Source organism: Bacillus sp. AG4(2022) (assembly GCF_031844465.1).
GTDB lineage: Bacteria > Bacillota > Bacilli > Bacillales > Cytobacillaceae > Bacillus_AB > Bacillus_AB infantis.
The window spans coordinates 56,908-70,899 of sequence record NZ_JAUZVH010000007.1 but is presented as its reverse complement, the minus strand read 5'-3'; the positions used below and the strand labels follow the sequence as shown (position 1 = coordinate 70,899).

At 43.8% G+C, this 13,992-nt stretch carries 16 protein-coding genes, 1 pseudogene and 1 riboswitch; of the genes and pseudogenes, 9 read left to right on the top strand and 8 right to left on the bottom strand.

The features are described from left to right. Window positions 1-99: 99 nt before the first annotated feature. The gene (locus Q9R36_RS18620; protein WP_129612650.1) at window positions 100-876 is read left to right on the top strand and encodes a LysM peptidoglycan-binding domain-containing protein; all 777 of its coding nucleotides are present in this window, start codon (window positions 100-102) and stop codon (window positions 874-876) included. A 165-nt stretch (window positions 877-1,041) separates the two neighbouring features. Here the strand turns inward: Q9R36_RS18620 and Q9R36_RS18615 are convergent, their stop codons facing one another. Beyond that, window positions 1,042-1,227, bottom strand: coding sequence for a hypothetical protein (locus tag Q9R36_RS18615; RefSeq protein ID WP_035402415.1), 186 nt, complete (start codon window positions 1,225-1,227; stop codon window positions 1,042-1,044). 358 nt (window positions 1,228-1,585) lie between these two features. Beyond that, window positions 1,586-1,724: riboswitch (cyclic di-AMP (ydaO/yuaA leader) on the top strand. Window positions 1,725-1,979: 255 nt separating this feature from the next. Here Q9R36_RS18615 and Q9R36_RS18610 point away from each other — a divergent pair. Continuing rightward, complete coding sequence (locus tag Q9R36_RS18610) at window positions 1,980-2,423, top strand: CBS domain-containing protein (protein ID WP_009793348.1); 444 nt, start codon at window positions 1,980-1,982, stop codon at window positions 2,421-2,423. Between the two features lie 159 nt (window positions 2,424-2,582). On the opposite strand, the gene Q9R36_RS18605 is transcribed toward Q9R36_RS18610, so the two are convergent. From Q9R36_RS18605 to Q9R36_RS18590, 4 genes are all read right to left on the bottom strand, one after another. Beyond that, window positions 2,583-2,744 (bottom strand): hypothetical protein, encoded by a 162-nt coding sequence (locus Q9R36_RS18605; protein WP_165352594.1) that lies wholly within the window; start codon window positions 2,742-2,744, stop codon window positions 2,583-2,585. A 97-nt stretch (window positions 2,745-2,841) separates the two neighbouring features. After that, window positions 2,842-3,591, bottom strand: coding sequence for a class I SAM-dependent methyltransferase (locus tag Q9R36_RS18600; protein ID WP_129612651.1), 750 nt, complete (start codon window positions 3,589-3,591; stop codon window positions 2,842-2,844). 617 nt (window positions 3,592-4,208) lie between these two features. After that, complete coding sequence (locus Q9R36_RS18595; RefSeq protein WP_094767687.1) at window positions 4,209-4,721, bottom strand: DUF3231 family protein; 513 nt, start codon at window positions 4,719-4,721, stop codon at window positions 4,209-4,211. A 139-nt stretch (window positions 4,722-4,860) separates the two neighbouring features. Further along, the gene (locus Q9R36_RS18590) at window positions 4,861-6,111 is read right to left on the bottom strand and encodes an MFS transporter (protein WP_022543980.1); all 1,251 of its coding nucleotides are present in this window, start codon (window positions 6,109-6,111) and stop codon (window positions 4,861-4,863) included. 363 nt (window positions 6,112-6,474) lie between these two features. On the opposite strand from Q9R36_RS18590, the gene Q9R36_RS18585 reads away from it, so the two are divergent. The 4 genes from Q9R36_RS18585 to Q9R36_RS18570 all read left to right on the top strand — a co-directional run bounded on the left by Q9R36_RS18585 (window position 6,475) and on the right by Q9R36_RS18570 (window position 10,298). Beyond that, window positions 6,475-7,371 (top strand): alpha/beta fold hydrolase, encoded by an 897-nt coding sequence (locus Q9R36_RS18585; RefSeq protein ID WP_311225693.1) that lies wholly within the window; start codon window positions 6,475-6,477, stop codon window positions 7,369-7,371. Next, window positions 7,371-8,282: an aminoglycoside phosphotransferase family protein gene (locus Q9R36_RS18580; RefSeq protein WP_311225692.1), complete on the top strand. Its 912-nt coding sequence runs from the start codon at window positions 7,371-7,373 to the stop codon at window positions 8,280-8,282. The genes Q9R36_RS18585 and Q9R36_RS18580 overlap by 1 nt, the downstream gene beginning before the upstream one ends. Before the next feature lie 104 nt (window positions 8,283-8,386). Beyond that, window positions 8,387-9,220 carry an STAS domain-containing protein gene (locus Q9R36_RS18575; protein WP_009793355.1) on the top strand — a complete coding sequence of 278 codons (834 nt, stop codon included), beginning with the start codon at window positions 8,387-8,389 and terminating at the stop codon, window positions 9,218-9,220. A 229-nt stretch (window positions 9,221-9,449) separates the two neighbouring features. Then, window positions 9,450-10,298: an STAS domain-containing protein gene (locus Q9R36_RS18570; RefSeq protein ID WP_262382955.1), complete on the top strand. Its 849-nt coding sequence runs from the start codon at window positions 9,450-9,452 to the stop codon at window positions 10,296-10,298. Window positions 10,299-10,355: 57 nt separating this feature from the next. Here Q9R36_RS18570 and Q9R36_RS18565 read toward each other — a convergent pair whose 3' ends face one another. Further along, complete coding sequence (locus Q9R36_RS18565) at window positions 10,356-11,156, bottom strand: cytochrome c oxidase assembly protein (RefSeq protein WP_240684104.1); 801 nt, start codon at window positions 11,154-11,156, stop codon at window positions 10,356-10,358. Beyond that, on the bottom strand, window positions 11,143-11,646 hold the full coding sequence (locus Q9R36_RS18560; RefSeq protein ID WP_129612655.1) for a DUF2243 domain-containing protein: 504 nt from the start codon (window positions 11,644-11,646) through the stop codon (window positions 11,143-11,145). The genes Q9R36_RS18565 and Q9R36_RS18560 overlap by 14 nt, the downstream gene beginning before the upstream one ends. 151 nt (window positions 11,647-11,797) lie before the next feature. On the opposite strand from Q9R36_RS18560, the gene Q9R36_RS18555 reads away from it, so the two are divergent. Then, a complete protein-coding gene (locus Q9R36_RS18555; RefSeq protein ID WP_311225691.1) occupies window positions 11,798-12,367 on the top strand; it encodes a DUF6434 domain-containing protein in 570 nt (189 codons plus the stop codon). A gap of 36 nt (window positions 12,368-12,403) precedes the next feature. Here the strand turns inward: Q9R36_RS18555 and Q9R36_RS18550 are convergent, their stop codons facing one another. Next, window positions 12,404-12,577: a DUF4083 domain-containing protein gene (locus tag Q9R36_RS18550; RefSeq protein WP_240684106.1), complete on the bottom strand. Its 174-nt coding sequence runs from the start codon at window positions 12,575-12,577 to the stop codon at window positions 12,404-12,406. Window positions 12,578-12,716: 139 nt separating this feature from the next. Here Q9R36_RS18550 and Q9R36_RS18545 point away from each other — a divergent pair, with 139 nt between their 5' ends. Then, window positions 12,717-13,295, top strand: coding sequence for an O-methyltransferase (locus tag Q9R36_RS18545; protein WP_165352596.1), 579 nt, complete (start codon window positions 12,717-12,719; stop codon window positions 13,293-13,295). Window positions 13,296-13,448: 153 nt separating this feature from the next. Beyond that, window positions 13,449-13,968: pseudogene (locus tag Q9R36_RS18540) on the top strand (DinB family protein). Window positions 13,969-13,992: the final 24 nt, after the last annotated feature.

Sequence of the window (13,992 nt, the reverse complement as noted above, 5' to 3'; positions counted from 1 at the left end):
CCAAAATGGGCTTGTCCCCCTGAAACGGTTCTTTGTTCTCCCCGTCTAATCTGTTGTGAAGGCAAAATACAACAAGATTGACAGAAGGGGGATTCTAAAATGAAAAAAGTAAAAAAACTGGCTGCTTCAGCGCTTGTCATCCTTGGCATTCTGACATTCAGCCAGGGCACTGCATCTGCTGAAGAGTTTTATACGATCAAAAAAGGGGACACTCTCTATAGCATTGCCAGGCAATATGGCAGTACAGTCGGACAGCTGAAGCATCTCAATAAATTAAAGGGCGATTTGATCTATGCAGGCAGCAGATTGGAGGTTCCCGGAAAGATTACAGTGAAGAAAGGAGACACACTCTGGAGACTCGGACAAAAATACGGTCTCAGTGTCGCTGAACTCAAGAAAATAAACGGACTGAGGAGCGACCTGATCCTAATAGGGCAGAATCTGTCAGTCAATAAAGGCAGTATTGCTTCATATGATGCTGAAAAGGTGAAATTGTCCGTTTCCCCCAAGAAAGGTTACACATTTCATGCAGAAGAGCCGCGCCGCTTCCTTTTGGAATATGGGAAGAATAGCCGGTATTTTGCCAGGGTGGAAGTTCTTGACGGAAAATCAGCAATGGATGAAGTAAAGAAAAATTCTCTGGAATATCTTAGGACGATTGGCAAGCCTGAAGAAATGAAACCAGTACAGCTTCCATTTTATAGAGACAGTATGATGGTGCTGCACGCACATAACAAAACTGACCAGGCAAACATCATTGTCAAAAATGTAGACGGGAAGCTGCTTCGATTCACCATTCATTATGTGAACCAGGAGGAATCAGAAGAGGTTTACGGGACAATGATCTCGATTCTCGGAAGCGTGAAAGCAAACTGAAAATGAAAAAGGGAGGGGATCCAGCGGTCCCCTCCCTTGCCATTCCCCATGATTATTTCCAGACTTCTTCGGCAATGTTTGCTTAAATGAAAGTAGAATGGCTAGGTAGAAAATAGAGAGCTTCAGCAAGCTCTCTATCAGTACAAGTCTATAGGGTGTTATGCTTTATTTTGAAAACAGCTTCAGCAGCGGATGCTTATTTTTGTCCTTCACCTTGATTTCCTCCATCACTATCCGGTCCTGATGCTCAGAAATCCATTCTTCCATTTCTTTTTTATCTTTGCATTGCGTATAGTAGGTTTCTCCGCCTTTTCCAACTGCATTAATGACATATCGGCAAGTGTTTCCCATAAATCCTCCCGTTGCTGTGGTGTTTAAAAGGTATAATGCATGCATTCCATCATGGTTTCTCCTATTCTCAGATCCTCTTGTTTTATACAAAAACAGAGGAGGAGAAACCGGATTTTTAAGTCATGATTTCCAATAATAAATCCTGTTCTGCCTTATCTTACTCACGAACTTAATGGCTGTCAACGGAAAATAAAAAAGAAATAAAAAAAGAAATAAACGGGTTGAAAACATGTTGATGTCTTTGTAGAATAGAGGATTCACTCATTTTTTTGCAGAATGCTGAAAGTCAGATAAAAAAAGGGATATGCAGAAATTTGCTTATACGGAAAGTTGGAAGTAAAATTATTTCAACACCTGAAAAATGAATCGGCTTAATCTCATATTGAGAGCGGAGGAACCAATTTTTGGGGCTAATCCTGCAGGAAGCAGGAGGGATGAGAATGATCTTTCGCCATCCTGCCCGTCAGCTAACTTCGTCGGCTAAAGCGAGTGAGGTCATTTTAGACCGCCTAATGAGCAGCACCCTTGCATCCAAATTTGCAGAAGCTGCCTGGAGCCAGGATAGGTCTTTTTGTGCTGTATATTATCTGCGTACGTTTTAGAGCGGCTGTTTTCAGGGAAGAAAGGGAATGTGGCTGTTTAGGCATTTTCATTGCCAAGGGACAGTTTGTGCCCAATAATCCCAAGGGAACCATTAAGCCGGATTGAATGCTGCAGGTGTTCACTGATAAGAAGAAGGAGAATCAGCTGTAATGAATATCGCGTTTTTTTTATTGCCTAAAAATGAACTGGTTTTTGTCTACGACCATTGGACAATGAGGCAAGCCATGGAAAAAATGGAGTATCACCGTTATACAACCTTTCCGATATTAAATAAAGAAGGAAAGTATGTAGGTTCCTTGTCAGAAGGAGACTTGTTATGGAAGCTCAAAAGCATGGGCAGGGTCGACTTTAATGAGATCCAGGGAGTGATGCTGAAGGATGTGCCGCTTCATAGATCATATGAGCCAGTGCTAGTTAGCAGTGAGATGGAAGAAATCATTAATTCATCACTAAATCAGAATTTTGTCCCTGTTACTGACGACAGCGGCGTATTCATAGGATTGATCCGAAGAAGGGAAATTATCGATTATCTGGCAGGCAGCTTCAAAGAAAGGGACTTGTCTGTTCCCGGGGAGCAGAGCAAGACAACATAAGCAGCCGCTTTTATTTAGAAAAAAAGTCCATACAATTTTGTATGGACTTTTTGGCGCAGCAGGGGTTAGGGGAGGATTGATACAGGGATTGCATTGTTCCGTTGGAAAATGGCATCAATTTTAGGGGGAAGACTTTAAAATGAAGGGTGAGCATTACATCTAGAAGCTGCTTCGCCCGACTTTTAAAGAGATTACATCAAAATTAAGGACGATCATTCCGGATACCTTCACAATCATTCCTGATATGCCTATAATCGGGCCTGTTTCGGCAATAATCTTTCCATATCTGCCATAATTCATGCCGGTTTCCGCATTAATCATTCCTAATCCCATATAGTTACAAAAGACTATACAAAGCAGCGGTGAAGATGATGCATATGAAGCAGTAAGATTTATGGGCGTACCCGGCTCTTATCCTTTAAATAGCTTTTGTGCTCTTAATAATGATAGTTGTCGGAAGATATTGGGCTTTTTCATAGGAATACCAGCGGTTGCTGTGCCTTTTCCTGTCTTCCTCTGATAGACATGCTTCTTCTATGACTCTCTCGATTATAAAGCCTTGGCTGACCAGCGCATTGATATAGGTGCTTACCTTATACTGCTGCATAAAAGCAGGCGTATTCCATCCCTCATGGTTATAAATGCCTTCTTCGTGATAAGGCTTATCGATAATAATGGAAGAATCTTTGCTCCTGATTCTGCTGAAAAATGGATGTTCCCAGCTGAAAATGAAAGTGCCGCCAGGCTTTAAAAACCTGTGGATATTACCCAGCGTTTCCTCGAGGCTCGTTGTCCAGCCGAGAGCATAGATGGAATAGACAATATCAAAATATTGATCAGGGAGCCCCGGATCATTCTCCATAGGGGATTCAAAAAGTCTTACTGGCGCTGCAGCACCGCCGAGCACCTGCTGTGCCGTATGAATCTGCTTCGGCGACAAATCAATGCCCCAAAGCTCGGCCGCACCCCGCCCGTCCATATAGAGAAGAGAATGCCCGCTGCCGCAGCCGATATCCAGCACCTTTTTCCCGGCAGGGTCGCCAAGCAGGTTCAGTTCATCTTCCACAGGGGCCAGGGGACCATACTCAGGGAGCGGATTTCGGCCAAAAAAGCGCTCTGCTGAAAGGTTCCAGCTTTCTTTGTTTTTCTCTAGAATTTCTGTTTTCATAAGTATCATCCTTTATCCAATTATAAAAAGGCTCTCATGCTGACCTGAGGAACCTCTATCAATATTCGGTGCACTTCCAATATTCTCCTTTAAATCTAAGGGAAAATTAGTCTATTCGCTTTGTTTAAGCAAGATTTTCAGCAGTGTCATAGAGATGGCGAGTAATGGAAAGCAGCAGATGTAACCAGGAAAGCAACCTGGGATAATGCCATGTCAAGAAGACTGCCAGCCGGACTGACTAGTCAGGAGAAAAGGAAGTATTCGCTTTTGTGAAGGCGGCAATAAGGAAGAAACGCCTGAATGACACTCAGCTGATCATGCTAAAACAGATGTTTATTAAAGAAGCTCTAAAAACAATATTTCCATCTCAGAAACAATGATTAAAACAGCAGCCAGAGCGCGATCAAGCATAACCCCTGGAAATACAATTCAGAGCAAACAAGCGTATTTTAACTATCGGCCATATCAGAGTTTTCCTTATCACTCATTTTCTATTATTAGTGTAAGAAATTCTGCAGAAATCAAAAATCAGCCCCGGCTGTATTTTTATACGGCTCAAGACTGATTTTATTAGTAAAGTAAAGCTCATAATCTGGACAGCTGAACTGGATTAGCAGTTAGCAGTCCTTCCCTTTAGACAGATGCAGGGGAGGAGGGATCAGCCAGCCCTTTTCTTTATTCAGGCGCAAAACCTTGGCGCCAAGCTGGGCTTTTTGTATGTGGAACTGTCCAAACATCATAGCTACATCTTCACGGATTGACATACCTATAACCTGGCTGCAGGCAACAAGACCTGCTGCAATATCAGCAGAAAGTGTTCCCGCTATCTCCATATCGGAAACCCTTGCGCCAACCGGGATGTCATCCAGGCAGGCATCCGGCCGTTCAGGCAGTGCCGGCGGCAGGCCTACTCCATTTTCTTTCAGCAATTCCTCTACCTGCCTGCGATTTTCTTTGCCGAGTTCAATCGCTTCAGTCAACAGCTTCTTAAGATCATCGTCACCTGCATGGTTCATCATGGTCTGATAACCTGCAATCATTGCATTTCCTGCAAGCTGGGAGGACCAGATACTAAATACTTCGCCATAATGCAGCGGTTCTTCCTTCGGGTTGCCGCTTAAAATTCCCATCATAAACCTCCTTAAGTTATCTCTCATCAGAGTGCCGCCTTTCTGTTAAGCACAAGGGTAGTATTGCCAATCTGCCTGGAATTCATTTCATCTTTTTAAAAAGAAAAAAAACTTGAGGCTAAATCGCCTCAAGCTGATATTAAATCTTTTCGCTCACCCCGGATTTAACGGAGCTTCTGCCCATGATTGGCAGGAGGATAAGAATTCCAACCGCCAAAAGCACAGCTGAAGCTTCATAAATCAGTACGATGGAAAGCTTGCTGAGCAGCCAGCCGGACATCGACATGGTAATGACGGTTGCTCCCATAAAGAGGGGATTCAGGATGCCATTGACCCTGCCGATAAAGTTTTCTTCTGTATTTTGAAGAATCATCGTATTAATGCCGATATGGATGCACGGCATAAACAGTCCGGAGAAAAATTGTGCAGCAAGTGTGAGCCAGAAAGCGGTGGACAGCCCCATTCCTATAAAGCCGAGTGCACTGGCTGCCATTCCAAGCGCAAGAAGCAGCTGGGGCTGAGCCTTCTTGGAAAGAGCTATAGTAATGCCTCCGCCAAGTATCATGCCGGCTCCAAATGCAGTCATCAGCCATTGCAGCTCCTCTTTTGGCAGGCCAAGCCTGTCAGTTATGAGAAAGACGCCCAGCGGCTGGGTAAGGCCGATAGCAAGGCCGGCAGCCGCAAAGCAGCCTCCGAGCAGGGTAAGCGGCTTGCTGCTCCAGACATAGCGGAAGCCATCCTTCATTTCCTGGAACAGTGATTTTCTTTCAGATGTTTCATCCAATTCCCTGTCAGCTGGCAGCATAAGCAGAATGAGGGCAGAGAGGATAAAAGCTATACCCATAACAGCAATGGCTGTCATGATTCCGAAACGCTGATAGACAAAGGTTCCGATAATCGGTCCAAGAATCATGAAAAGCGCAAATACAGTCTGGTAAATAGACATTCCCATCTGAACCAATTCTGCCGGTACATGCAGCTTGAAAAGCTTCATGCCGGCAGGCTGGGAAAATTGGGATAAGATCGAAGAAACAAGCGTCGCAAAGAAGATCACTTTCCAGCTTCCGAAGAGCAAGGTCAGCAGCACCGCAAATATGGACAAAGCACTTAATAAATCGCACCATACCATAGTCCTTTTCGGCCTCCACCTGTCTGCAAATGTCCCTCCGATAAAAGAAAACAGGAAGATCGGCGCAAATTCGGCGACTGATATAAGAGACACGGCTACCGGGTTTTCATTTGTTTTTTCAATTACATAAAGAAGGATTGAGTAATTACGGACCCAGATCCCGATTTGCAGGAAAAAGACGGACAGCAGGATGGTTCTGATAACGCGATTTTGAAACAGCGCTCCGAAGCCTGCTTTTTCTGCAAGCATATTTTCTGTCATAAAAAAACCTCCTGGCTTTTTCTGGTCAGGAGGCTCCTTGGGTGTAAAGCAGAGCAGAGGGATTCTGCTTACTGTAACAAAAGGGATGCACCAATCCTATCCAGAAAAGAATCGTATAAATGAATTACGAACATTTTCTAAAAAGAATTAGTTGTTCATCGCCCTTTTGTCACCCTTCCGGTAAATTAATATACATATATTACCGGAATCTAGAGGGGAAGGCAAGAGGAGGGATTGAATAATAAATCGACATATTCAGCAGAGGTTATTGATTTGAAATTGATTACAGAAAGTTTAAAATAATCATTAAGGTTGAATGGGGATTTACCCTAATTCGAGAATAGAACGGGAAAGGGGACTGTCATGAAGGAAGGAAGAGTTCAATTGCCAAATGGTATAAGTTTGAATGTGGCTCATAGTCTTTCTGAAAAACCAGTCATTCTGTGCCTGCATTTCAGCGGAGGAACATGGCAGGCATGGCATGGAATATTACCGCATTTTTCTGCAGACTATAGTGTGATTGCACCGGATATGAGGGGACATGGTAAATCGGAAAAACCTGAAAGCGGCTACCATATTGAAGAAATGGCTGATGATATCATCCTGCTTTTAAATGAATTAGGCATTGAATGCTGCCATATCATTGGAAGCTCCATGGGGGCAGAAGTGGGGCTCAGCATCGCAGCCTCCCATCCCGAAATGGTCCAGTCGCTTGTTTGCGAAGGCGGTTTATATGATCGCTGGGGTGAATACAGCTTGCTGGAAGAAACAAAAGAAGAGGCAGAGATAGAAAGAACAGAGCTCCTGGCAAGCATTTATAATGAAAAAGAGCTTGTTTACTCGTCAGCTGAAGAGTATCTTTCGTCAATGAAAGGAGAATTCAAGGAAGCTAAAATCTGGAACAGACATACAGAAACATTTATAAGAAGCACGATGGAACAAAAAGTAAACGGACACTTCGCGAATCGCTTTACAAAGAATGTCCTAGCCGGCTTTATTTCGTCATGCTGGGATATCAGGCTGGAAGACTATTACTGTAAAATCAGCTGTCCTGTTCTTTTTCTGCCTAGCCAGGAGGAGTCTGAAAACAGACTGGCGGAAAAAAGCATCCAGCATTTTTCTTCCCTTATCCGGGAACATTACATTACCTATATCCCCGACTCACTGCATGCGTATGTTTGGCTGCAGTTTCCCTTCCAGGCTGCAGACGCCGTCAAATCTTTTTATAAAAGCTTCAAATCAGGGAGGCTATCTTCTTAATGGACTTGCCAGAAGCGTTTAAAAGAACCATTATAAATGTACATAAAGAGAAAGGCATACAATGGCTTTCTAACTTTGATGATTTAATAGAAGAATGCGAGCGGCGGTGGAAGCTTAAAATAGGGGAGTATTATAAGCTTTCCTATAATTTTGCGGCGCCCGTTATCATGGCAAATGGAACAGAGGCAGTTCTGAAACTCTCCGTACCCAGCGGGGAATCAAAAGGAGAGGCGTATGCCCTGGAGCAGCTTAAAGGGCCGGGCGTCGTGAAAATATTTGAAGCTGACGTGGAAAAAGGCATTCTCCTCCTTGAAAAGGTGTCCCCAGGTTCAACACTCGCTGGAGTTGTAGACGACGAAGAAGCCGCTGGGATTGCCGCAAATCTGATGAAGAACCTTTGGGTTCCTGCACAGGATTCGTCTGATTTGCCTGGGATGGAGGAGCGGCATCAAAGTCTTCAGCGGATTCTCCGTGAAAATCCGGAAGGGCTGGGACCAATAACAGCTTCAATGCTGAATGAAGCAAACAGCATATTTGCTGAGAACATAAGGAATACAGCAGACAATTTCCTTCTTCATGGAGATTTGCATCACTATAATATCCTGAATGGCGGGAAAAATGGCTGGATCATCATCGATCCAAAAGGGCTGATCGGGGAAAAGGAATATGATGTTATACAGTACCTTCTCAACCGGCTGCCTGAAACAAATGCTGAATCTATCATCTCAAAAAGGATTAACCTATTCGCTGAGAAAGCCGGCCTGGAAAGGGATAAGCTGATCAGCTGGGGATATGCCCATTCGATCCTCTCGGCTTCATGGAGCTGGGAAGAAAATGGCCGCTGCGAACCCTCTTTTTTTAACAGTATTTGGGCATTTAAAGAGATGCTCAACAAAAGCAGGAATGCCTGAAAGGAATTAACTTTCCAATGCAGTTTAAAAGATGACCCTTGTAAGCAGAAATGCTACAATAGTAAAGGAAAAATATCTTAAATAGAGAGGTCTCAGGGGAAGCTATGCATAGAAATGAAGATTTACATGAATACTTAGTAGATAAAACATGGCAGCTAACAGAAGACTGGTATGCTTCTTTGGACAAAAGTGATCCAAAAGGAGTATACAGCTCGACCAATCCAAATGTTATTCGTACAATCAAGCAGCAAAATCATGATTTCCACGAGCATTTTTGCAAAATTTTTATCATGGATGAAGATCAGTTTTTCCATGAATTTGAGCAGTGGATCCTTTCTATAGCCCAGGATGAAGAGCACTTGAGCACTCCAGTCCACTTTATTTTAAGAGAGTTCTTTAACACCCAGGAACAGTATCTTGATTTGGTTGGAAAATTTACCGGGGAAAATGAAGGCAAGTATACTCAGGAGCAGATCAACACCTGGAACAGATTGATCATCAAGGCGTTCAGCAAGGTGATGACCTGGTTCACACAGGAAAACCATAAATTTTCTGAGGCCAGACTCAAGGCCAGCCAGGAAATGATCAATGAACTCAGCTCGCCGGTCATTTCGCTTAATAATAATGCAGCTTTGCTGCCGCTTGTAGGCGATATCGATACGGCAAGAGCCAAGTTCATCCTTGAGCACACGCTGCTCGAATGCAATGAGAAAAAGGTTAACCATCTGTTCATCGACCTGTCGGGGGTGGTCATGATTGACACTATGGTTGCCCATCAGATTTTTCAGCTGATAGAGACGCTTACACTGATTGGCGTGAAGAGCACTTTATCAGGCATCCGGCCAGAAATTGCCCAGACGGCAGTGCAGCTGGGAATCTCATTCGACAGGATCAGTGTTACTTCCACCCTGGAGAGAGCCATCAATTCACTTAAATAAATTCACCCTCTGGAAGCTGTCATTCTGCAGCTTCCTTTTCTATATAATCTCAGATATCCGGGAGAATATTAATTTTTCAAAAAGCGTTTAATCTGCCCAAAAAACGGTTAAATGTATATTGGTAAAAAGCAGAATAAATGATTGAAAAGCTAGGAAATTTGGAATAGTGCCGGTATAATAATATAAAAAAAACAAAAAGATTCTTTGTATATTCATGTTGGGGGAGCTTATGACAAGAGAACTTGCACATATAGGGGAAAGAATTAACCATGAAAAAATGCAGATTGCCAAACAGGTCCAAACAGAGCGATTTGCTGATCTGACAGATATAGAAAGAGAAGAAATCAGCAAATATGAAACAGAGATTTTGAATTTAAGAGCTGCTTTTATCAGCATGTTTGGAGACAGTCTTATCAAGTCATCCAAAGGGGAAGAAGTATCAGGAGTTTTTGAAAACTGGGGAGCCGAAACAGGGAAAAATCTGTGTGTTCAAGGTGTGTCGCTTGATGAGGCCCTCATGGATACGGCTTTATACAGGAAATACATATGGAAAGTAATCAAAAGAGAAGTTCTCAAAAATGAACTGGCAGCAGAAACCGTTTTTGAAATTATAGAAACAATCGATCCACTGCTGGATACGGCGGTCCATGCCTTCAGCCTGGCATATGTGAGATCATATTCAGAAACATTGAATAATTCCAAAAAGGCGTTCCTTGAGCTTTCTGTACCGGTTGTCCCGATTACAGACTCTGTGGCCATCCTCCCGTTGATTGGAGATATTGATACTGACAGGGCACAGCTTCTAATGGAAGAAACACTTGAAAAGTCTAGGGAACTGGGTATTTCACATTTGATTCTGGATGTATCAGGTGTGATGATCGTGGACACAATGGTGGCCAATGAGCTCTTTAAAGTAACTGATGCACTCAAGCTTCTTGGCATCAAGGTGATCTTTACCGGCATCCGCCCTGAAATAGCACAGACTATGGTTAATCTGGGACTTGAGGTGGACGGGCTTGTCTTCCTTGGCAGCCTGAAAAAGGCGCTGACGCGTCTGAATAAACAAAACGTTCTATAGAAAGAGAAGAGCACTGCCCAGCTGGCAGTGCTCTTTTCTTTCTGCGGCGCCTCGATGCTAAGATGGTGCGGTGCCAATTCCGGCTTCCCTCGGGCGCCTCGCTTTATACCATTCAAGGCAGAAAAAAATAATGATGAACAGGTCTATCAAATCGCCGCCATAATACATGAGGACTGCGCCGCTCTGAGCCTGATCAACTGATACACCTGCCGGCGGATGGGCGTATAGATATTTTGATAATATGCCATGGCCGGCCAGGGCTGTAATCAGGATGGCTGCCCTCGGCATAAAGCTCTTTCTATGCGAAGTGGGTTCAATTGAGACAAACGAAGCCGTAAACAGATATCCTGCCAGAAAAACATGCAAATGGACCAGCAGGTAAAGCAGAGGCTGTGCATGCATCCTTGTAAACAAATCGGTTATATATAAAAGCCAAAGCCCTCCAATATTTAAGATTGCCGCAATTGCCGGATGGGAAACGAACCTAAATAAGCGCGATTTTAGCAATCTGGCCCCCTTTCTCGCATATCGGGCAGGCAGCATCCTTAAAAATAACGTGACAGGTGCGGAAAGGACCATCAGCAGGGGGCCGAGCATCCCGAGGAGCAGGTGGCCCATCATGTGCATCGAAAATTGATTGTGGGACCAGGAAGCTATTGGACCTGCCGCCGCTATACAGCAAAGGATTCCGGCAGCCCAGAGAACTGTCCTGTATAAAGGCCAATCGCGTTTCCCGAAAAATTGGACTGCAAGGTACATGAGAAGCAGGGATACAAAAAACATAATAAGGGCACTTTGGGCAGCGACTAATCCAGCACCACCCACTGTTTCATGGTGGAGATGGCTATTGCCGTGCATCTGGTGCAGCACCTGCCCTTCGCAGCTGTTTGTTCGTCTTCAGGAAAAGCATGGTTCCCAAAAGAATGAAAAAGAGCGCAATAGCATTCCAAGCCAGATCATAAGGCAATATCTCAACCTCATAGCGAATTTGATGAATTCTCATTAACTTATGCTGGATAGTCCCGTCATAAAAATTAAAGCCGCCTGAACCCAGCATGACGCCGCTCATCCATCTCTTCCGCCACCAGGCTGCCCGCCGGCGAAGGTCTGCAAGCATAAATAAAGCTGCAACCGTAGCAAACCAGCTGAAAGCATGAAAAAGTCCGTCAGAAACCAGTCCTGCGGCTGTGGTGGAAAGGTCATAAAAATGGTGCCAGTGTAAAAGCTGGTGAAAAACAGCTTCATCCAAGAAAGCTGCCAGACCAACGCCAAACAATGCACCAGAACCCAGATTCCTGCCAGCAAACTTGGCCTGGATCTGGGAAAGGGTTTTGTCCATTCTTGCCATCAGCCAGCCTCCTATCCTTTAGAAAGTCCTTTTCTCACCAATCTACCCATAATAACGCATATTTAAGCAGAGGAATTATTTTCCTTAAACCTTGTTTCAAAGGAACGTTTGTTCTATAATGGTAATGTAAATAAAAATAGTGGAGGGTTAAATGAGGCCGGAACTTACCAGTAAAATAAGCTATAAAGAATTCAGTGAATATTATTGGCTGAAAACAGAGCTTCAGGCTTTCTGCAGGAAAGAAGGGATGAGTACGTCAGGCGGAAAGGCGGAGCTGTCGGAAAGGATTGGGATATATCTGACTACAGGGGAGAAGAAAGGTCCAATAATAAAAAGAAGGCCAAAGCTCCGTGCAGCCAAAGCCCCATTAAGCCTTGATACTGCCATTTCTGAAAATCATACTTGCTCACAGGAAGTCCGTGCTTTTTTCAAGAGTGTCATAGGTTCACATTTTCACTTTTCTACTTACATACAAGATTATTTTAAGCATAATCCCGGAAAGACCTATAATGATGCTGTATCAGCGTGGCACGAGGAAGAAAGCCGGAAAAAGGATCCTTCCTATAAGCGTGAGATTGGCCGGCAGTTCGAATACAACCGGTTTATCCGTGATTATTATGCAGACCAAAAAAACCAGGGGAAAAGCAGAGCTGAGGCTATTGCAGCGTGGATGCTTATTAAAAGCAGGCCAGGAAGCAATGAATATAAGTCCCCGAAATAGATTCCTCCATATTTCCGGGCCGGCCGGCAGGGGAGGCTAGCTTTTTTTGTCCTCCTCAAGCAGCTCGATGATTCTGTCCAGTTTCTGCTCCATTTTGGATTCGGGTTTTCCTATAACCATCCAGCGGACCAGGAAATAGACAGCAAAAACCATTCCAGCCATTACGGCTAACATAAGAATCTGGAATATAAGATCTCCACTGTTAAACATTCTTTCCACAACCTTTCTTTTTTTCCAGTATAGCATTTATCCTGTTTATTTTTGGGATATAATTTACAAACGAAAGATTTAGGGCAGCACTAAAAATTTGATTGGTAAGGTAATGACAATTGTAAAAGGGGATTACTTCATGATAAACGAATATACAGATCGTGGTATTCCGGACATAGTACGGCAAAGAAAAGAGGCAGCGTTCAATGAAGGCTTTGAACAATCATGCACAGATGAAGCTGGGAGGCTTCTGTCTGTTATGGCTGCTCAGGCAGGCCAAGGAAGAATTCTGGAAATCGGAACAGGGCTTGGTGTTGGAAGCGCCTGGATTCTTTCGGGATTGTCACCTGAAGCTGAATTGGTATCAATAGACAATTCATTTGAGAGGATAGAAAAAGTCAGAGGCGGCATTCATCATAAACAGGCAATTTTTCTTCATGGCGACTGGAAGGAGGCAGCGGTGCACGGGCCATTCAAATTAATTTTTGCTGATGCTGCTTCAGCCAAACAAAAAGAAGGTGAAGATCTGATAAAAATGCTGGATCAAAATGGGGTGCTGTTCATGGATGATTTCACGCCTGAAGAGCATTTTCCTGAGGAATGGAAGGGAAAGCCTGATACAGTGCGGGAATTCTGGTTTCATCATCCTTTAATGGCTTCAGCCGAAATTTTACTCACATCCAAATCCGCAGCAATCATTGCGGTTAAAAAAGGATAGATTCACTCGAGGAATCCGTTTTTAATATGCCGTGCAGTACTAGTGGATCATATGGTCCATTTAAGTATACCTTGTAAATTCTTCAATAGTCAGTCTATCATTTTCTGCTTGACTGATAGGATGATAATAGTCGATGTTTAAGGGGGAGTTCTATTGATTGATTACCGGATAAAGCCTGCTGCAGGATACCGCAGCAGAGTTGCTGATGTGGTGAGTATGCTTGAACATTCCAGGTCTGTAACACTTAGTGAAATCCAGGGCCTGGATCAATTCCGGCTCGATTTTTTGATCGAAGAGGCCTCTAATTCAATCGGTGCCCTGCTGATGCACATGGCTGCGATCGAATTTGTCCACACCATCATAACATTTGAGCAAAGGGACTTAAATGAGGATGAAAGAGGAAAATGGGAAACCGCATTGGAACTGGGAAACCAGGCCAGAGAAAAGTATAGAGGCAATGATCTGGCATTTTACTTGGCTGAACTTGATGAAGTCCGGAGAAACACATTGGAAAAACTCAAGGACGCAGATGAAGCCTGGCTCCTTAAGGATCATCACTGGGAAAATGGGCTGGTATAATCACTATTGGATGTGGTTTCACGTCATCGAGGATGAAGTCAGCCATAGAGGTCAGATTAAGCTTATAAAAAGGCTTGCGGACGGGCAGGCATGAAAAAGGGCGGATCATAGTCCGCCC